The sequence below is a fragment of the Streptomyces corchorusii genome (genome assembly GCF_001514055.1).
Lineage (GTDB): Bacteria > Actinomycetota > Actinomycetes > Streptomycetales > Streptomycetaceae > Streptomyces > Streptomyces olivaceoviridis.
The window spans coordinates 499,663-517,403 of sequence record NZ_KQ948355.1 but is presented as its reverse complement, the minus strand read 5'-3'; the positions used below and the strand labels follow the sequence as shown (position 1 = coordinate 517,403).

Below are 17,741 nucleotides of genomic sequence, written 5' to 3'. Positions count from 1 at the left end.
CCATGTGTCTGGCAGTGCCCGGCAAGGTCGTGTCCATCGACCACCGTGCCGACCCGCTCACCGGCCTGATCGACTTCGGCGGCGTACAGAAACAGGCGTGCCTGGAGTACCTCCCCGACATCCAGGTGGGGGAGTACGTCATCGTCCACGTCGGTTTCGCGCTCCAGCGCCTCGACGAGGAGTCGGCCCGCGCGTCCCTGGAGCTGTTCGGTCAACTGGGGCTCTTGGAAGAGGAGTTCGGTGACGCCTGGGAGCAGGCGGCACGGCAGGAGAGCGGGACGGAGGCCCGGTGAAGTACATCGACGAGTTCAACGACCCCGAGCTGGCGCGCCGGCTGCTGGACGAGATCCACGCCACGGTCACCCGGCCCTGGGCCCTGATGGAGGTCTGCGGCGGCCAGACCCACTCCATCATCCGCCACGGCATCGACCAACTCCTGCCCGAGGAGGTGGAGTTGATCCACGGCCCCGGCTGCCCGGTGTGCGTGACCCCGCTCGACGTCATCGACAAGGCCCTGGAGATCGCCGCGCGCCCCGACGTCGTCTTCTGCTCCTTCGGGGACATGCTGCGCGTGCCGGGAACCGACCGCGACCTGTTCCGGGTCAAGGGCGAGGGAGGTGACGTACGGGTCGTCTACTCACCGCTGGACGCCGTGGAGCTGGCCCGCAGACACCCCGACCGGCAGGTCGTGTTCTTCGCCATCGGCTTCGAGACGACCGCCCCCGCCAACGCCATGGCCGTCCACCAGGCCCGCCGCCTGGGCCTGGCCAACTTCAGCCTGCTGGTGTCGCACGTGCGGGTCCCCCCGGCGATCGAGGCCATCATGGCCGCCCCCGCATGCCGGGTGCAGGGCTTCCTCGCCGCCGGGCACGTGTGCAGCGTGATGGGCACCGCCGAGTACCCGGACCTCGCCGCACGGCACCGCGTCCCGATCGTCGTCACCGGCTTCGAACCGCTGGACATCCTCGAAGGCGTCCGGCGGGCCGTCCACCAGCTGGAACGCGGCGAGCACCGGGTGGAGAACGCCTACCCCCGCGCCGTGCGCGACCAGGGCAACCCGGCGGCCGTCCGCATGATCGAGGAAGTCTTCGAGGTCACCGACCGCAACTGGCGGGGCATCGGCGGCATCCCGGCCAGCGGCTGGCGGCTGTCCGAGGCATTCCGCGCGTACGACGCCGAGCACCGCTTCGACGTCACCGGCATCCGCACCGAGGAGCCCGCCGTGTGCCGCGCCGGCGACGTCCTGCAAGGGCTGATCAAACCCACCGAGTGCGCGGCGTTCGGCACGGCCTGCACCCCGCGCACCCCGCTCGGCGCCACCATGGTCTCCAACGAGGGAGCCTGCGCGGCCTACTACCTGTACCGCAGGATGACCGACAGCCCGGCACCACAGGGATCCCGGATCCCGCGCGAGGAGATGAACCCCGTTGGCTGACCTCGCCACCACGGACACCGCCCCCGTCGACCCCGCGAACTGGACCTGCCCCGCACCCCTGCGCGACCAGCCGGTCGTCGTCATGGGCCACGGCGGAGGCGGCGCCCTGTCGGCGGAACTGATCGAGCAGGTCTTCGCCCCCGCCTACGGCAACCCCACGCTCGCGGCGCTCACCGACTCGGCCGTCCTCGGCCTCGGCGGCACCCGGCTCGCCTTCTCCACCGACTCCTACGTCGTACGCCCCCTGTTCTTCCCCGGCGGCAGCCTCGGCGACCTCGCCGTCAACGGCACCGTCAACGACCTGGCGATGAGCGGCGCCCGGCCCACCCACCTCTCCGCGGCCTTCATCCTGGAGGAGGGCGTGGAACTGGCCGTCGTCGAGCGCGTCGCCCGCGCCCTGGGCGACGCGGCCCGGGCCGCCGGCGTCACCATCGCCACCGGCGACACCAAGGTGGTCGAGTCCGGGCACGGCGACGGCGTCTACGTCACCACCGCCGGCGTCGGCCTGGTCCCCGAGGGAGTCGACATCCGCCCGCAGCGCGCCCGGCCCGGCGACGCCGTCCTCGTCAGCGGACCGATCGGCCAGCACGGGGTGGCCGTCCTCAGCGTCCGCGAGGGCCTGGAGTTCGGCGTCGAGATCACCTCCGACACCGCACCGCTCGCGGACCTGGTGGCCGCCATGCTGGCGGTCACCCCGGACCTCCACGTGCTGCGCGACCCCACCCGGGGCGGCCTCGGCGCCTCCCTCAACGAGATCGCCCGCGCCTCCGGCACCGGCGTACGGCTGCGGGAGCGGGCCGTGCCGGTCCCGGACGAGGTCGCGAACGCCTGCGGCTTCCTGGGCCTCGACCCGCTGTACGTCGCCAACGAGGGCCGGCTCGTCGCCTTCGTGCCCCCCGAGCACGCCGAGGCCGTCCTGGCCGCCATGCGCGCCCACCCGCAGGGCACGGGCGCCGCCCTCATCGGCGAGTGCGTCGCGGAGCACCCCGGCATGGTCGTCGTCGCCACCGGTCTCGGCGGCACCCGGGTGCTGGACCTGCCGCTCGGCGAGCAGCTGCCCCGGATCTGCTGAGAGAAGCCCCCGGCCCCGCCGTCAGGCCGGGGCCGGGACCGGCCGCACGTCCGTGATCTCCAGCTCCCGGCCCCCGCGCAGCTCCTGCGAGGGCCGGTCGCAGCGCGGGCACCAGAAGAACGGCGGCATGCCGACCGCGAACTCCTCGGCACACCCGGCGCACCAGGCCCGCGCCGCCACCTGCTCCACGACCAGCCGGGCCCCGGCGAGCGCCGTGCCGTCGCGGGCCACCTCGAAGGCGAAGTGGAGCGCGTCCGGCACGACACCGGCCAGCTCCCCGACCCGGACGGTCACCGACGCCACGCCGGCCGCACCGTCCGCGCGGGCGATCTCCGCCGCCTGTTCCACGATCGCGGTCGCGATCGACAGCTCGTGCACGGCCGGCTCAGCGCGGACGCTTGGCGCCGGACCGCAGCTTGATCATGCGCCAGATGCGCACCTCCCGGACGATGCCCGGCAGTTCGAGGACGAGCAGCCCGAGCGTGAGGGCGCCGAGCGCGACACCCTGCGCGATCAGCACACGCTGTGCCGTCGTCCCCGTCCGGACCGGCGCGCCCGTCCTGCCCGCCGACCGCATCCTCATCGCGAAGCCCTTGTGCTGTCTCATCCTGTTCCTCATCCCGGGGAGATGTTCGGCATGATCTTCATGATGGCGTTGTGCCGCTTCCAGTGGATCCCGGTGGAACGGCGCGCGTCGGAGGTGCCGTCCTCGTGGTGTCCGGTCTGCCGCTTGTACGGCCCCCTGTTGCCCTGGTGCAGCCCGCGCACATGCACCGGTGTGTCGGGCTTCGCCTGGGGGCGGCCCACTCGGATGGCGCTCATCGCTGTCGTCCTCTCGTGTCAGGCCCTCACGGCCGCTCGGTGAGCTCCGCGAAGAACCGCTCCACGGCCGGCCAGACCCGGCCGCCTCCGGCGAGGCCGCGCCACTCCCGGCGGACCAGCGCGACCATCCGGAAGCAGTCGTCCACCGGCACGATCCAGTGGTGGTCCAGGCCCCGCACGGTGTTCACCAACAGAGCCTCCACCTCGGGCGCCATGGTCGCCAGCGGAGGACACGCGGCGCACATCCCGGCCCAGCGGTCCGCCTCCACCTCCCAGCGCATCGCCCCGGCCGGGCTCGGGCCCTGCGCGGTGACCGTGCCGTCCGCGCGCGGCACGAAGAACACCAGCCCGACCGGCACCCCGAGCGGCCCGGTGTCCACCGGCGCCAGCCGCACCCGGCGGCTCGGCACCAGCAGGTACCGGCCGCCGCCCGCGCCCTCACCGGCGAACAGCACCGCGCACGCCCCGCAGGCGCACAGCAGTTCCTCGCGGTCGGCGGCGTACAGATGGCGGTGCTCCTCCGGCACGGCCTGCGCGCACAGGTCGCACCGCTCGGGGCCGTCCCGCCCGGCGGCCGAGCGGATGACCCGGGCCAGCGCACCGTCCGCCCTCACCGCGCCTCCCGCACCAGCAGCGAGTCCAGCGGTACGAAGGCGGGGGCGGCCGGCGCGGAGAGCTGCTCGACCGCCGTCAGCTCGGGGGCGGCCGTCAGTACGGCCTCCCGTACGGCGTCGGCGACCGTCGGCCCGCCGCCGCAGCCGGACCCGCAGCCACCCGCCTCGGTGACCCGCACCCGGGCCACCTGCCCGTCGACACCGACCAGTTCGACGTCACCGCCGCGCTCGCGCACCGCCGGCCGCAGCCGGTCGACGGCGCGCTCGGCCCGCCGCGCGGGCGGCTCGGGGTGCAACTCGTGCAGTACCAGCAGATGCCCGAGCAACTCGTCCTCGGCGAGCCGTGCGGCCGGCTGCTCACCGGCCAGGTCGAGCATCCGGGCCAGCGCCTCGCCGTAGATCTCGGTCAGCACCCGCACGGCCTCCACGGCGGTGGCCGCCGCGGGGCCGGGCGCGGACTCCAGCCCGGCCAGCAGCTCGTCCAGCCGGGCCAGCCGCGCCTCGACGGCCGGGTCCGCGAGCCGGCCGGCGTCAGCCATGGTTCGCCCCGTACGTCGGCGAGTGCACGGTGGACAGCGTCCTGCCCTTGCCCATGTACATGTGCACCCCGCACGGCAGACAGGGGTCGAAGCTGCGCACGGTGCGCATGATGTCGACGCCCTTGAAGTCGTCGGGGCCGTTCTCCTCGAAGATCGGCTGGCCCTGGACGGCGTCCTCGTACGGGCCCGGGGTGCCGTAGATGTCGCGCGGGCTGGCGTTCCACGGCGTGGGCGGGTACGGGTGGTAGTTGGCGATCTTCTGGTCCCTGATCACCAGGTGGTGCGAGAGGACACCGCGCACCGCCTCGTGGAAGCCGCAGCCGATCGCCTCGTCCGGCACCTCGTAGTCCTCGAAGATCTTCGTCTCGCCGGCCCGCAGCAGCTCCATCGACTCCTCCAGGAACTGAAGGGCCATGGCGGCGGCGTAGGCGACGAAGTAAGGCCGGGCGCGGTCCCGTTCGATGGTGTTGCTCCACTGGGGGATGCGCCACTCCAGGGTGGTCTCCGGCAGTTCCTCCCCCCTGGGCAGGGAGATGCGCACGCTGTCGCCGGTGGCCTTGACGTACGGCGTGTCGACCAGGGCGCTCAGCGCGGTCGACCACAGCCGGGCGAGCGGGCCGCCGCCGGTGTCCAGTGCCAGGTGCTGACCGGTCTCGGGGTGGTACCAGCGCGGGCTCATCACCCAGCTGTAGTTGCCGGCGAAGTCCCGCTTCTGCGGCACCGGGACGGTGGTCTGGTTCCACGGGTGGCGCATGTCGACGGGGTTGCCCAGCGGGTCGTGGGTGACGAACGGCTGCTCGTTGACCCAGTCGTCGTAGAAGGAGCTGCCCAGCAGGACGCGCAGGCCGAGGTTGATGTCGATCAGGTTGTTGGTGACCAGCTTGCCGTCGACGATGATGCCGGGGGTGACGTACATCGCCTTGCCCCAGCGGTTCATGTTCTCGTACCGGTAGTCGACCACGTCCGGGTTCTGCCAGGCGCCCCAGCAGCCCAGCATGATGCGGCGCCTGCCGACCTCCTCGTAGCCCGGCAGGGCCTCGTAGAAGAAGTCGAAGACGTCGTCGTTCATCGCCACCGCCTTCTTCACGAAGTCGATGACGCGCATCAGCCGGGCGAGGTAGTCGGTGAAGGTGTTCGGCTGCGGCATCGTGCCGACGCCGCCCGGGTACAGCGTGGAGGGGTGGACGTGCCGCCCCTCCATCAGGCAGAACATCTCCCGGGTGACCCGGCTGACCTTCAGCGCCTCCTTGTAGACCTCGCCCTCGAAGGGGTTGAAGGCCCGCATGATGTCGGCGATCGTCCGGTAGCCGTGGATGTCCCCGCGGGGCGCGTCGGTGCGCTCGGCGCGGGCCAGCACACCGGGGTTGGTGGCCTTGACCATCGCCTCGCAGAAGTCCACGAAGACCAGGTTGTCCTGGAAGAGCGTGTGGTCGAACATGTACTCGGCCGCTTCGCCGAGGTTGGTGATGTTCTCGGCCATCCGCGGCGGCTTGACGCCGTAGGCCATCTGCTGGGCGTAGTTGGAGCACGTGGTGTGGTTGTCGCCGCAGATGCCGCAGATCCGGGAGGTGATGAACCCGGCGTCGCGCGGGTCCTTGCCCTTCATGAACACCGAGTAGCCCCTGAAGAGCGACGAGGTGCTGTGGCACTCCACGACTTCCTGGTTGGCGAAGTCGATCTTCGTGTAGATGCCGAGGTTGCCGATGATCCGGGTGATCGGGTCCCAGGACATGTCCACGATCTGCGCGGGCTTGCGCCCTGTGACCCGGGTCGGGTCCTCGGTGGTCGTCATGTCGCTTCCTGCCCCTCGTTCGTCGTAGGCGTGGGTGGGTGCCGGCGCTCAGGCACGCCAGTGCGGGTCGTAACCGGTGGTCAGTTCCGGTCCGTTGTGGTGCCACTTGGGTTCGCGGTTCACCGCGATGCTGGTCAGGCCGCGCAGCCGTCGGATGACGGCGCCGTACGGCTTGAGCAGCGCGGACGACAGGGCACCGCCGGTCGGCTCGTCCATGAACGGCATGAACGCGTCCGGGAAGCTCGGCATGGTGCAGCCGATGCAGATGCCGCCGACGTTCGGGCAGCCGCCGATGCCGGCCATCCACCCGCGCTTGGGCACGTTGCAGTTCACGACCGGACCCCAACAGCCGCTCTTCACCAGGCACTTGGGGGAGTTGTAGTCCTTCGCGAAGTCCGCCTGCTCGTAGTACGCGGCCCGGTCGCAGCCCTCGTGCACCGTCTTGCCGAAGAGCCACTGCGGACGCAGCATGTGGTCCAGTGGGGGCGGCGGCGCGGCACCGGCCGCGTGGTAGAGCACCCAGATGAGGGTCTCCATGAAGTTCTCCGGCTGGATCGGGCAGCCCGGCACGTTCACCACCGGCAGCGCGCCCTGCGACCTGAAGTCCCAGCCCAGGTAGTCCGCGAGGCCCATGCAGCCGGTGGGGTTGCCCGCCATGGCGTGGATGCCGCCGTACGTGGCACAGGTGCCGGCGGCCACCACCGCCCAGGCCTTGGGCGCCAGTTGGTCGATCCACCAGTTGAGGGTCTGCGGCTCGCCCGTGTCGGGGTCGTTGCCGAACGACGTCCAGTAGCCGTCGCCCTCGATGATGTTCTGGTTCGGCACCGAACCCTCGATGACGAGGATGAACGGCGCCAACTCCCCGCGCGCCGCCGCCCGGTAGGGAGCGAGGAAGTCCTCGCCGCCCAGGCTGGGGGAGAGGACCTTGTTGACCAGGTTCACTCTCGGCAGACCCGGGATGAGCCCGGCGACCAGGTCCTCGATGCCGGGCTGCCCGGCGGCCGTCATGGACACGGTGTCGCCGTCGCAGCTCATGCCCTCCGAGATCCAGAGGATGTAGATCTCGTCGAACCCGTTCCCGCGCGCCTCGGACCGGCTGGGTTCACGCGTCACTTCGGTGGTGCCGCTCTGAGTGGTCATGTCGTCGGCCTCCGCTGGAGTCGGTCTCGGAGTCGGTCGTAGGCCGCGGCCAGGGGAGCCGCGAGGGTCAGGGCGGGCGGCTGGTCGGGGGCGTGCGGGTGCGGGCGGGTCGGCGCGCCGGCCTTGGCCTGCCCGATCAGCTCGCCCAGCCGGTCCAGTTCCTGCTGGGAGACGGCCTGCCGCAGCCGGGGCATGAGGGTGCCCTCCTCCTCCTGGATGTGCTCCGTCACCTCACGGCGCAGTTCCGCCACCAGTCCGCCGGTCCGCCGGTCGCCCTCGCCGAGCCGGTCGAGCGCGAGGAGGGTCTGCTTCACCCCCATGTGCTCGCTCAAGTGCTCGTCGATCTCCCGGTCGCCGTCCGTCAGCACCTTCCTGGCCAGCGGGTACAGGAGCATCTCCTCCAGGGCCGCGTGCCTGGACAGTTCACGCACCAACAGCTCCACGACACCGCGCCGCTGCCGGTCGGAGGCCGCGGCCTCATAGTCGCGGAACAACTGCTCGACCATCCGGTGGTCGTGCTTGAGGACGTCAAGGGCGTCCATCGAACCGTCCCTCCTCCGGCCCGCCGGCCGGACGCTCGGGTGGCCGCGGGGACTGCGGCCGGATCGGCCGGCCCGGACCCGGTGGGGCGTCGGGGCCGAGCGTTTCGACCTCGTCGGGCCGGAAGTAGTGGAAACGGCCGTACCAGCCGTGGAGTTCGGCGGCCGGGTCGTCGTCGACCGTGACCGCCAGGTGCGTGCTGCCGTCCACGTCGTGGAAGACCGCGGCCACCCGCGCGGTGCGCCCGGCCAGGAACATGTCCTGGGCGTCGGCGCCCCGGCCGCGCGGACACAGCCGCACCCGGCTGCCGCCGCCCACGGGCACGCCGTCCACCAGCACGGTGTCCGTCGCCGGGGACAGCCCGTCGTCGCCGCCCTCCTGCCACCAGGCGGGCCGCTCGGCGGCGGGGGCCGGCGGTGGTTCGGCGGCGGGGGCCGGCGGTCGTTCGGCGGCGGGGGTCCGCGGGGTCAGGGAGCGGATGGCGCCGTGCAGCCGGGAGAACACCTCCCGGGGCATGGTGTCCACCCGGTCGAGGATCCGCGCGGCCCGCGCATCGGTGGCCCGGGCCTCCGCCTTCTCCTCGTCGGTCAGCAGCATCGTGCGCAGCGTGAGGATCTCGTCGATCTCCGCCGCGTCGTGCAGGTCGCCCGGGCTCTCCGGCGCCACCTGGGGGTGGTCGGGGAGGATGATCGGCGCGGAGAGCAGCAGCGTGCCGGTCGCCCCGTCACCGCTCGGGGACCGGGGCGGGGCCCCGCCCAGCACCGGGAACGTGAACGCGTTGCGGCAGCCGCGGACCTGCTCCGCGAGGGCGGCCGGCGGATCGATCAGCGACACGAACTCCACCCCGTCACCGGTGAGGAGGGTGTGCGTGGCGAGCAGCGCCTGCCCCAGCACCGCGTTCCGGGGTGCCCGCGGGTCCGGCGCGTCACCGGTGTTCTCGGTGCGCACCCGCAGCCGGTACAGCCCGGGCCCGAGCGGCTCGGCCGTGACCGTGGTCGCGGCCCGCACCTCCCGGCGCCGGCGCACCGTACGCCCCGCGCCCGCCGGCAGCGGCTCGTACTCCGCCCCGGCCGGCGCTCCCACGGCGACGGTCCGGCCCTGCCGCGGCAACTCCTCCAGCGGCAGCACCAGTTCGGTCTCGCGGGGTACGGCCTCCTCGAACGACAGGTGGGCGGTCCCGTCGGCCGTCCGCAACGACTCGACCGGGCGGTGCGCCCCGTCCCCGTCGGCCGCCTCCACCTGCTTGTGCTGGAGTTGCAGGTACCGCACGCGCACCCGCACGGCCGCGTCGGCGCGCCGCACCCGCAGCAGGCACTCGGTCCGCTGGTACCAGGAGTCGGCGGAGCCGGAGACACCGGGCGTGACCGGCCCCTCCCGCTCCACCCAGTTCCGGGGCGGCAGCACCCCGAACTGCCAGCGGACCCGGTTCTTCGCCGAGGACCGGCGGTACGGATAGAGCAGATAGCCCTCGTACAGCACGGCGTCCGCGACGGCACTCAGCTGCGCACAGGCCCCGCCGGTTCCGTTCGCCATGCCCTCTCCTCGCCACTGGTGCGTCCGTGGACCCCACCCCCCACGGTCACACCGGTCACGCCCGCCCGCCCCTCCGGCGCACCGTCATTGGGCCGGACAGGGGAGAACGCACGTCCGTCACGTGGTGCGGGCCAGGTCCGGGCAGCAGCGGACGAAGTCCCGTACGACCGGGTTCCGGTCGCCGGCGGGCGCCCGGGCCACGGCGATCCGGGTCGGGCTCACCCCGGTGACCGGGCGGTGGACCACGCCGGGTCGGGCGTGGAACCGGGCGGCGGACGCGGGTGCGAGGGCGATGCCGTACCCGCCGGCGATGGCGCTCAGCCAGTCGTCGGGCTGCTCGGTGACCGCGCCGATCCGGACCGGACGGCCCTCGCGCTCACCGGCGGCCGGCCAGTGGTCGCGCCAGGCGCCGGTCTCCGCCGGGGCGGCCACGAACGGCTCGTCCCACAGCTCCCGCAAGGCGAGCTCCGCCCGCTCCGCGAGCCGGTGCGTGCTCGGCGGCGCCACCCAGCGCTCCTCGTCGAACAGCACCTCGACCCGCGGCGCCTCCTGCCCCGGGAACGGCAGCCGCGGCAGCGCCGCGTCCACCTCGCCGTCGACCAGACCCGCGCCCGGGTTCGTCCAGGCCGCCTGCCGCGGCTCGGCCGCCATCCGGGCCGCCGCCGGGCGAACTCGGCGACGATGTCCGGCGTGGCCTCGTTGGCCGCGCCGGCGACGAAGCCCACGCGCACCACCCGGGCCCTCCGGCGAGCGTGGACGGCATGAACCTCGCCTGTCTCACCGTCACCGTGCGACCGTCCTGGCCAACGCGGGCATCGCGGCGGAACCGACCTCGCGAAGGCGCCGTTCGTCCTCGCCAACTCGGCCCAGGTCCGCCTGGTGCTTTCTACGTCGGCGCGGTGGCCGCCCATGTCCGGGCCCGGGTATTTCGCACCACCGTCGTCCCGGGCCTGTTCCCGGCGCCGGCGGTCGGGACCCAGGCGCTGACGGCGGCCCGCTGAACGGACGCTCGGCGCAGCAGCGGGGCCTTGCCAGGGGCAGGGGCGGGGCCTGGCTCAGTGCAGCAGCAGATACCGGGTGACGAGGGACCGCGCCCGGTCGGCGTCGATGCCGAGGGCCCGGCCGAGGGCCTCCCAGGACTGCTCGCCGTCCTCCTCGATCGTGCAGGCCGCCTCCCGCCCGGCGCGCCGGCTCAGCCGGTCCAGCGCGGCCACGGCCCGCAGGGCGGCGGCCGGCGCGTCCTCGGCCAGCGCGCACAGCTTGTCCTCCAGGGCGCTCAGCAACTGCGCCAGGTCCTCCGGCAGCGGCACCGTCCGCCGCTCGACCGTGCGGATGTGCTCGCTCCAGTCGCGGCGCGGCCCCGAGACGTCCAGCTCCTCCAGACCGTCCTCGTCCAGTTCGTCCCACGGGACGGGGACGCCCGGCCCGCGCCAGCCGCAGCTGCACGCGGCGCGCACCGCCGCCGCCCGCGGCCTGCGCATCCTGCCGTCGTACGCCCACCACTCGCTGGTCCGGTACATCTCGGCGCCGCTGCCGATGTCGAAGTACGCGGGCTTCGGCTCGCTGCCGTCCTCCAGGACGGCTCCCACGATGCCCTCGTGGGACTCCCCGAACTCCTCGGTCGTCCACGCCACGGCCGCCCCCCTCCCCTCGCCGGCTCTGTCCCGGCCATCATCGGCGACGCCGTGCCCGCCCGGGGAGCGGACGGGAAAAGGGGGCCGAAAGGGGGCTGCCGGCGGTGCTGTGGGAAAGGGTGGGTGTCCGACCCTCTGTCCGGTATGCCCTCGCGCCCGTACACTGCCAATCCACAGACATGCGGGCGGAGTTGACCGGGGGGAGCCATCATGTCCGGAGGTCCGTACGGTCCGGGTCGGGGTTTCGATGGGCCGCCGCTGCCGCCCATGCCGCCGGGGCCGCCGCCCAGACCGGCGGCCCCGCCGCCCGCGCCGCCGGACGCCTGGCGGGCCATCGCGGTCGCCCTGCTCAACCTGAGCGGGTTCGGCCTCGGTTACGCGCTCCTGCGCCGCTGGGTGGCGATGGCCGCCTGCTGGGTCGCGACCGGTGTGCTCCTGGTCGTCGCGCTCCCCGCCGACGCCGACGGCCTCCCCGCAGCCGTGCCCGCCGGCTATGCCGCCCTGCTGCTGGTGGCGGCGGTCCACGGCGCGATCGCCGGACTGCGCACCCGGCTCGCCCGGCCGGTCGGCGCGCCGCTCGCGCTGCTGCTGGGCGTGGTGCTGCTCGCCGTACCGGCCGGCGGCGCCCTCTGGTACGAAGACGCGCACGACGAGGCCGTGGAGCAGGCGCTCCTCGGCCGCCTGGAGCGCGCCGACGACCTGGTGGCCGACAGCGGCCGTCGGCCCTTCGGCGCCGCCCGGTCCGACTACGGGACGGCCCTCGGGGTCTACCGCGACATCGCCGTGCACCACGCCGGTTCCCGTGCGGCCCGGCAGGTTCCCGACCGGCTGCGGACCTACTACACGACGGTCGGCGCGGCTTACGGCCACCGGGAGTACTGCGACGCCGTGGAGCCGCTGAAGTACCTCCGCACCGTCCCGGACACCATGCCGCGGGAACAGCTCGGGTCGCTGGCGCGCTGGCCCGACGAGCGGCTCGCCACCGCCTTGTACGAGTGCGGTGCACAGCATCTGGCGAGCGGCGACACGGACTGGGTGAACCGCTTCGGCGACCTGCTCGACACCTTCCCGCGGTCCGGGGCGGCGGCCAGGGTGGTGCCCGCCGTCGACGCGGCGGTGGCGAAGACCGAGAAGGCCGTCGGCGGGGACGAACCCTGCGCGGCCGTCGAGAAGCTGCGCGACCTGGACACCCGGATCGCCGACCTGTCCAGGTCGGCCGGCGACACGGACGGCCGGCTGGCGAAGGCCGCGGGCCGGGCCGGCCGCAGCGGCGACGCCGGCGGGTACGCCTGCGGTGTCGACCAGTACCGGGACGGGGACTTCGACGCGGCGCGGAAGACCATGGAGCAGTTCGCCGCCGGCCACAAGCACGACAAGAACCGCGCCCGCGCCCAGAAGGTCGCCATAGCCGCCGAGGTCGCCCAGACCCTCCCGGCGGCCGGCAAGAAGCTGCCCACCCTGGCCTCCGGCGGCAGCATCTCCGTCACGGTCAAGAACGACAGCCCGGACGACATCACCGTCCTCTACACCGGCCCGGTCACCGGCAGCTTCACCCTCAAGGGCTGCGGCGGCTGCAAGGCGTACACGTTCGCCGACACGGCGTTCTCCACCTTCAAGCCCTGCAACGACAGCGGCCGGAACTACCCGCAGCGCACCATCAGCCTGCCCGTCGGCACCACGTACTTCGTGCACAAGCCCAACGGCGACAGCACCGCGACCCCGGCCTCGGACACCGCCAGGCTCCGGTCCGGCTACATCTACACGGAGTGCGCCTACTCGACCCAGCGGCTGGGGTCCGGGTACTGACCGGCGTGCCACACCCCAGGGCACGCACCGGCCTCCCCGGCTCCACCGGGGAGGCCCACGCCTCCGGCTGCGGCGACGACCGCATCGGCTCCCCGGACCGGCTGACCAGGCCGCTCGGAGCGCCCGATGAACGCCCTCGGCCTCGCCCAGCGCACCCCGCACGACGGCGAACGGCACCTGGAGAAGCGGCGGAGGCGGTGGGCCGCCGTCCGGAGCCGGGCCTGCCGCTCCCGCACGGCCTGCACCTGGCGGCCACCCGCGACTTCGTCCACGGGGAGATGCCCGCCCAGGCCGCGCAGGCGGGCCGCGATCCCCGGCTCAAGCCGTGTTTCAGAGTCCCTCGCCGAGGGCGGCGATCACGGCCGGGCCGTGGCCGACGGCCGTGAGCGGGGCCCGGACGTCGTCGTCGAGGACGGGGACGTAGCCGAACAGGACATCGGCGGGCCCGCTCACCCGTACCTCCCCGAGCGCGGCCGGCAGCAGCAGGGTCCGTGCCCGGTCGAGCCGGCCGGTCCAGCCGCCGCAGGTGACGGTCACCGGGGCGCCGGCGTTGCTGAGGACCTGCGCGGTCGCGAACGTGCGGGCGAGGGGGGCGGTGCTGCCGGCGGTCCAGCGTTCCAGCGCGAAGTACGGTCCCGCGCACAGCACCGTGCGCACCACCGAGTCGTCGACCGGCACGCTCAGCCCCGGCTGGAACCGCGGCCGGGGCTCCGGCCGCCACTCGTCCAGCAGCCGCTCGATGTTCGCCTCCCGCTCCCGCTCGGCCAGCGGTGCGCCGTCCTCCATCCGCCAGGGCATGGCGTGCTGCTGGATGTCGGAGGTCTGCTCGATCTCGTACACCAGGGTGCCCGGCCCGAAACTGTGCAGGGTCCCGCCCGGTACGTACACGGTCTGCCCGGCGCGTACCGGCAGGCGGCGCATCACCGCGTCGAAGTCCTGCGCGAGCAGCGCCCGGCGCAGCCGCTCCCGGTCCACCCCGGGCCGCACGCCGACCAGGGCGGTGGCGCCGGGTACGGCGTCCAGCACGTGCCACGCCTCGGTCTTGCCGTTCGGCTCGCCCTCCAGACGGCGGGCGGTGGCGTCGTCGGCGTGCAGGTGCACGGGCAGCGCGCGGGTGCCGTCGATGAACTTGGTGAGCAGGGGGAAGCGCGGTCCGCGCGGGCGGTCGCCCAGCAGGCCGCCGGGGTCCTCCGCCATCAGCTCCCGCAGCGAGCGCCCCGCCAGTGGACCCTCGGTCACCGTGGCGCCCTCTCCGTCGACGTCGCTGACCTCCCAGGTCTCGGCGACCGGGCCGCACGGCAGCCCCGTCCGGCCCAGCCGGTCGGCCAGGGCCCGGCCGCCGAAGACATGCTGCTTGACGGGCGTGCTGAGCCGCAGCGGGGACCAGCTCACCGGGTGCGCCATGTCAGCCGGCCGCGTTGTCGACCCGCATCCGCACCTGTTCCTCCAGCCGGCGCAGGCTGCCGTCCAGGGCGTCGCACACCGCCCGTTCACCCGGGTCGTGCCCCTCCTCGAAGAAGGACAGGTGCACGGTCACCTCGCTGGCTCCACTGCCGATGCCGGCCACCTGGAGCCAGCCGGCGTAGGCGCCCTGCTCGCGCGTGCCCCACTCCAGGCGCATCTGGTCCGGCTCGGACCGCAGCAGGGCGGGCGTGTCCTCGCCGGAGCGGTCCTCGTGGACGGTCACGGCGGGCGGATCCTGGACGTCCACGTGCAGCTCGCCCGGGAGCCAGGCATCGAGCTGGGCGGTGTTCGCCGCCTGGTCGAAGACCTGCTCGGGCTGCGCGGGCATCGTGCGGGAGCGTTCGTACTCGGCCATCGTGGTCTCGCCCCTCCGGTCGGAAGCAGTTCCCCGACCGCGTGCCCCTTCCACGGCGACCGAAAAGCCCCGGCGGCACCTTGCTCCCCCGGCGCCCGACCGGACGCCCACTCGACCCGGGGGTGTGACCGCCCTGCGGGGGACCGCTCACCCCACTGCCGCGCGCGCCGTCCGCTCCACCAGGGACACGCCGTCGCTCATGGAGGCGCTGCCGTCCGACAGCACCGCGACGAGGTACCGGTGCCCCTTGACGGTGATCCGGCCGACGCTGTTGACGTCCCACAGGCCCGTCGTGCCGCGCTGGAGCCAGCCGTTCTTCAGGGTCTTCCCGGAGCCCTTGGCGCCGGCCGCCGGGACGCCCCAGGTCTGCTCGGGCACGACCCGGCTCATCAGGGTGCGGATGTAGGCGCGGGAGTCCGCGTCGAGTCCGCCGGAGCCCGCGTGGACCGTTCCGCCGGTGCCGAACACGGCCCGCAGCAGCCGTATCTGGTCGAGCGCGGTCGTCCGGGTCAGGCCCCACTTGGCGCCGGGCCCGCCCGTCGTCGAGGTCAGGCCCAGGCGCTTGTTGGCCGCCGCCAGCCCGGGGGCCCGGCCGATCTGCCGCCACAGGGCGTTGGCCGCCGCGTTGTCGCTGCGCCGGATCATCGGCTCGGCGCGCTCCCGTTCCCGCGCGGTGAGCCCCCGCCCCGCGTCCTGTGCCTGGAGCAGCAGCGCCGCGAGGATGTCGACCTTGACGATGCTGGCGGTGTCGTACGCCCTGTCCTCGCCGTGGACCACGGGTGTGGGGTTGGCGCCGTCCAGGTCGAGCACGGCCGCCGTGGCCTGTGCCGAGGCGGCCGCGGCCGGAGTGGGGTGCAGGAGTCCGGTGGCGAGGAGGGCGGTCGCCGAGGCCACGAGGGCGCAGGCCTTGGCGCGTGCGGTGCGGGAGAGGCGGGACGACATGGGTCACGAACGTAGACAACCGCGGCGCCCGGCGACGTGGCGCCCGTCACCTCAGGCCCCGTTCGCCCCGAAATGTGAGAAGAGCCACCCGGGGGACGCACCGTTGCGACCGGGTCGCTCGCACAGCGGCGTGTACACCCGGCCGGGCCGTGCTCCTCGCTTATCGTCGGCCAGACACCGACATCCGGAGTGAAAATGGACAAAGCGGATGAGCTGATTGGTGTGACGGAGGGTGTGGCGGCCGTGCCCCACCCCGCTCCGCCCGTGCGCCGCATCCGGCCGTGGCCACCGGGCGCCCGCCCGAGGTCCTGGCCGCCCGGCGCCGTCCCCCGGCCGCGGCCCCTCGGTGCCGCCCTCGCACTCGCGGCCGTGCTCCTCCTGGCCGGCGCGCCGTGGCTGGACCACCCCGCCGTCCAGGCCTGGCGCACCGTCTGCGTGGCCATCACCCTCCAGGCGCTGCCCTTCCTGCTCCTCGGCACCGCCCTGTCCGGCGCCATCAACGCCTTCGTGCCGGCCGACCTGTTCACCCGGGTGCTGCCGAAGCGGCCGGCCCTCGCCGTCCCGGTCGCCGGCGTGGCCGGCGCGGTCCTGCCGGGCTGCGAGTGCGCCTCCGTGCCCGTCGCGAGCAGCCTGATCCGCCGCGGCGTGACCCCGGCCGCCGCCTTCGCCTTCCTGCTCTCCGCGCCCGCGATCAACCCCGTCGTCCTCACGGCCACCGCCGTCGCCTTCCCGGGCGACCCCGCGATGGTCGCCGCCCGGCTGCTCGCCTCCCTCGCCACGGCGGCCGTCATGGGCTGGCTGTGGCTCTGGCTCGGCAAGGAGACGTGGCTGCGCCCGCTCCTGCGCCACCGGCACACCGGCCACCGGCACGGCCACAGCCGCCGGACCGAGTTCCGGCTCGGCTTCCAGCACGACTTCCTGCACGCCGGCGGCTTCCTCGTCGTCGGCGCCATGGCCGCCGCCACCTTCAACGTCACCGTGCCGGGCTCCGTCCTCGACGCCTTCTCCGGCTCGCCCTGGCTCTCGGTGATCTTCCTGGCCGTCCTCGCCGTGCTGCTGGCCGTCTGCTCGGAGGCCGACGCGTTCGTCGCGGCCTCGCTCACCGGCTTCTCGCCGACCGCCCGGCTCGCGTTCCTGGTGGTCGGACCGATGGTCGACCTGAAGTTGATCGCGCTTCAGGCGGGCACCTTCGGCCGCGCCTTCGCCTGGCGGTTCTCCACGGCGACCACCGTCGTGGCCGTCACCGCGAGCGTCCTGATCTCAGGAGCGCTGCTGTGAAACGCCCTCTCCAGGCCCTGCTCCTGGTACTGACCGGCACCGGTCTGCTGCACACGGCCCTCCTCACCGACACCTACCTGCGCTACGTCAAGGCCGGACTGCGCCCGGCACTGATCGTCTCCGGCGCCGTCCTGCTGCTGCTCGGCCTGGCGGGAGCGGTCACCCGCGACCGGCGGCACACGGCCGGCGCCACCGGGCACGGCCACGACCACACCGGCACCCCGCGCGCCGCCTGGCTGCTGCTCCTCCCCGCGCTCAGCCTGCTCCTGAACCCCCCGCCCGCGCTCGGCGCGTACACCGCCGCCCGCGCCGACACCAAGCCCGTCGCCGAGCAGAAGGGGTTCGCGCCGCTGCCCGCGACCTCGCCGCTGCCGCTGACCCTCACCGACTTCACCAAGCGGGTCCAGCAGGACCGCGGCCGGGCCGTCGAGCACCGCACCGTCCGGCTGACCGGCTTCGTCACCCCGGCCGCCGGGGGCGACGGCTGGTACCTGACCCGGATCGTCTTCTCCTGCTGCGCGGCTGACTCACAGACGGTCAAGGTGCGCGTCTACGGCGGCGAGACGCCGCCCGCCGACACCTGGCTGGAGGTGACCGGAACCTGGCACCCGCGCGGCACCCTCGGCACCAGGACGGCGGAGGCGGCGCTCGACGCCAGGGACGTCCGACCCGTCGCCCCGCCGGTGAACGCCTACACCGACGACCTGCCGCTGACCCCCTCCGAGGAGCGCTGAGGGCCGCCGGTCGGGAGGCGCGGCCGGCCGGGGCGCAGCCG

General features: G+C 73.9%; 19 protein-coding genes and 1 pseudogene. 6 read left to right on the top strand and 14 right to left on the bottom strand.

Annotated features, from left to right (window positions below; translation table 11 throughout):
• Positions 1-2: 2 nt before the first annotated feature.
• Genes AQJ11_RS14945 through hypE form a run of 3 tightly spaced genes read left to right on the top strand, consistent with a single transcriptional unit; the run spans position 3 to position 2,507 of the window.
• Entirely contained in the window at positions 3-293 is a 291-nt protein-coding gene (locus AQJ11_RS14945) for a HypC/HybG/HupF family hydrogenase formation chaperone (protein WP_058079171.1), read from the top strand.
• Positions 290-1,435 carry a hydrogenase formation protein HypD gene (gene hypD / locus AQJ11_RS14940; RefSeq protein ID WP_059263368.1) on the top strand — a complete coding sequence of 382 codons (1,146 nt, stop codon included), beginning with the start codon at positions 290-292 and terminating at the stop codon, positions 1,433-1,435. The genes AQJ11_RS14945 and hypD overlap by 4 nt, the downstream gene beginning before the upstream one ends.
• Positions 1,428-2,507 (top strand): hydrogenase expression/formation protein HypE, encoded by a 1,080-nt coding sequence (hypE, locus tag AQJ11_RS14935; RefSeq protein WP_014670583.1) that lies wholly within the window; start codon positions 1,428-1,430, stop codon positions 2,505-2,507. Before hypD ends, hypE begins: the two co-directional genes overlap by 8 nt.
• 21 nt (positions 2,508-2,528) lie before the next feature.
• Here hypE and hypA read toward each other — a convergent pair whose 3' ends face one another.
• From hypA to AQJ11_RS14880, 11 genes and pseudogenes are all read right to left on the bottom strand, one after another.
• Positions 2,529-2,885 carry a hydrogenase maturation nickel metallochaperone HypA gene (gene hypA, locus AQJ11_RS14930; RefSeq protein ID WP_014670582.1) on the bottom strand — a complete coding sequence of 119 codons (357 nt, stop codon included), beginning with the start codon at positions 2,883-2,885 and terminating at the stop codon, positions 2,529-2,531.
• Between the two features lie 7 nt (positions 2,886-2,892).
• A complete protein-coding gene (locus tag AQJ11_RS14925; RefSeq protein WP_059263367.1) occupies positions 2,893-3,114 on the bottom strand; it encodes a hypothetical protein in 222 nt (73 codons plus the stop codon).
• An 8-nt stretch (positions 3,115-3,122) separates the two neighbouring features.
• On the bottom strand, positions 3,123-3,329 hold the full coding sequence (locus AQJ11_RS14920) for a hypothetical protein (RefSeq protein ID WP_041664940.1): 207 nt from the start codon (positions 3,327-3,329) through the stop codon (positions 3,123-3,125).
• A gap of 26 nt (positions 3,330-3,355) precedes the next feature.
• Complete coding sequence (locus tag AQJ11_RS14915; protein ID WP_014670579.1) at positions 3,356-3,943, bottom strand: DUF5947 family protein; 588 nt, start codon at positions 3,941-3,943, stop codon at positions 3,356-3,358.
• On the bottom strand, positions 3,940-4,482 hold the full coding sequence (locus AQJ11_RS14910) for a NifU family protein (RefSeq protein ID WP_014670578.1): 543 nt from the start codon (positions 4,480-4,482) through the stop codon (positions 3,940-3,942). The genes AQJ11_RS14915 and AQJ11_RS14910 overlap by 4 nt, the downstream gene beginning before the upstream one ends.
• A complete protein-coding gene (locus AQJ11_RS14905) occupies positions 4,475-6,274 on the bottom strand; it encodes a nickel-dependent hydrogenase large subunit (RefSeq protein ID WP_014670577.1) in 1,800 nt (599 codons plus the stop codon). Before AQJ11_RS14905 ends, AQJ11_RS14910 begins: the two co-directional genes overlap by 8 nt.
• 48 nt (positions 6,275-6,322) lie before the next feature.
• On the bottom strand, positions 6,323-7,414 hold the full coding sequence (locus AQJ11_RS14900) for an NADH-quinone oxidoreductase subunit B family protein (protein WP_014670576.1): 1,092 nt from the start codon (positions 7,412-7,414) through the stop codon (positions 6,323-6,325).
• On the bottom strand, positions 7,411-7,956 hold the full coding sequence (locus AQJ11_RS14895) for a hemerythrin domain-containing protein (protein ID WP_059263366.1): 546 nt from the start codon (positions 7,954-7,956) through the stop codon (positions 7,411-7,413). Before AQJ11_RS14895 ends, AQJ11_RS14900 begins: the two co-directional genes overlap by 4 nt.
• Complete coding sequence (locus AQJ11_RS14890) at positions 7,943-9,487, bottom strand: hypothetical protein (RefSeq protein ID WP_059263365.1); 1,545 nt, start codon at positions 9,485-9,487, stop codon at positions 7,943-7,945. Before AQJ11_RS14890 ends, AQJ11_RS14895 begins: the two co-directional genes overlap by 14 nt.
• Before the next feature lie 117 nt (positions 9,488-9,604).
• A pseudogene (locus AQJ11_RS14885) lies at positions 9,605-10,233 on the bottom strand (LysR family substrate-binding domain-containing protein); the annotation flags it as partial.
• Between the two features lie 309 nt (positions 10,234-10,542).
• Positions 10,543-11,121: a hypothetical protein gene (locus AQJ11_RS14880; RefSeq protein ID WP_059263364.1), complete on the bottom strand. Its 579-nt coding sequence runs from the start codon at positions 11,119-11,121 to the stop codon at positions 10,543-10,545.
• A gap of 267 nt (positions 11,122-11,388) precedes the next feature.
• Between AQJ11_RS14880 and AQJ11_RS14875 the strand changes: the two genes are divergently transcribed.
• On the top strand, positions 11,389-12,927 hold the full coding sequence (locus tag AQJ11_RS14875; RefSeq protein WP_059263363.1) for a hypothetical protein: 1,539 nt from the start codon (positions 11,389-11,391) through the stop codon (positions 12,925-12,927).
• Between the two features lie 330 nt (positions 12,928-13,257).
• On the opposite strand, the gene AQJ11_RS14870 is transcribed toward AQJ11_RS14875, so the two are convergent.
• The 3 genes from AQJ11_RS14870 to AQJ11_RS14860 form a co-directional block, all read right to left on the bottom strand.
• Positions 13,258-14,331, bottom strand: coding sequence for a class I mannose-6-phosphate isomerase (locus AQJ11_RS14870; protein WP_059263362.1), 1,074 nt, complete (start codon positions 14,329-14,331; stop codon positions 13,258-13,260).
• Between the two features lies 1 nt (position 14,332).
• On the bottom strand, positions 14,333-14,746 hold the full coding sequence (locus AQJ11_RS14865; RefSeq protein ID WP_014670569.1) for an SRPBCC family protein: 414 nt from the start codon (positions 14,744-14,746) through the stop codon (positions 14,333-14,335).
• 147 nt (positions 14,747-14,893) lie between these two features.
• Positions 14,894-15,688, bottom strand: coding sequence for a serine hydrolase (locus AQJ11_RS14860; RefSeq protein ID WP_059263361.1), 795 nt, complete (start codon positions 15,686-15,688; stop codon positions 14,894-14,896).
• Between the two features lie 195 nt (positions 15,689-15,883).
• Between AQJ11_RS14860 and AQJ11_RS14855 the strand changes: the two genes are divergently transcribed.
• Positions 15,884-16,966 carry a permease gene (locus AQJ11_RS14855; RefSeq protein WP_244218244.1) on the top strand — a complete coding sequence of 361 codons (1,083 nt, stop codon included), beginning with the start codon at positions 15,884-15,886 and terminating at the stop codon, positions 16,964-16,966.
• Entirely contained in the window at positions 16,963-17,700 is a 738-nt protein-coding gene (locus AQJ11_RS14850) for a TIGR03943 family putative permease subunit (protein ID WP_059263360.1), read from the top strand. The genes AQJ11_RS14855 and AQJ11_RS14850 overlap by 4 nt, the downstream gene beginning before the upstream one ends.
• The last annotated feature ends 41 nt before the right edge of the window (positions 17,701-17,741 follow it).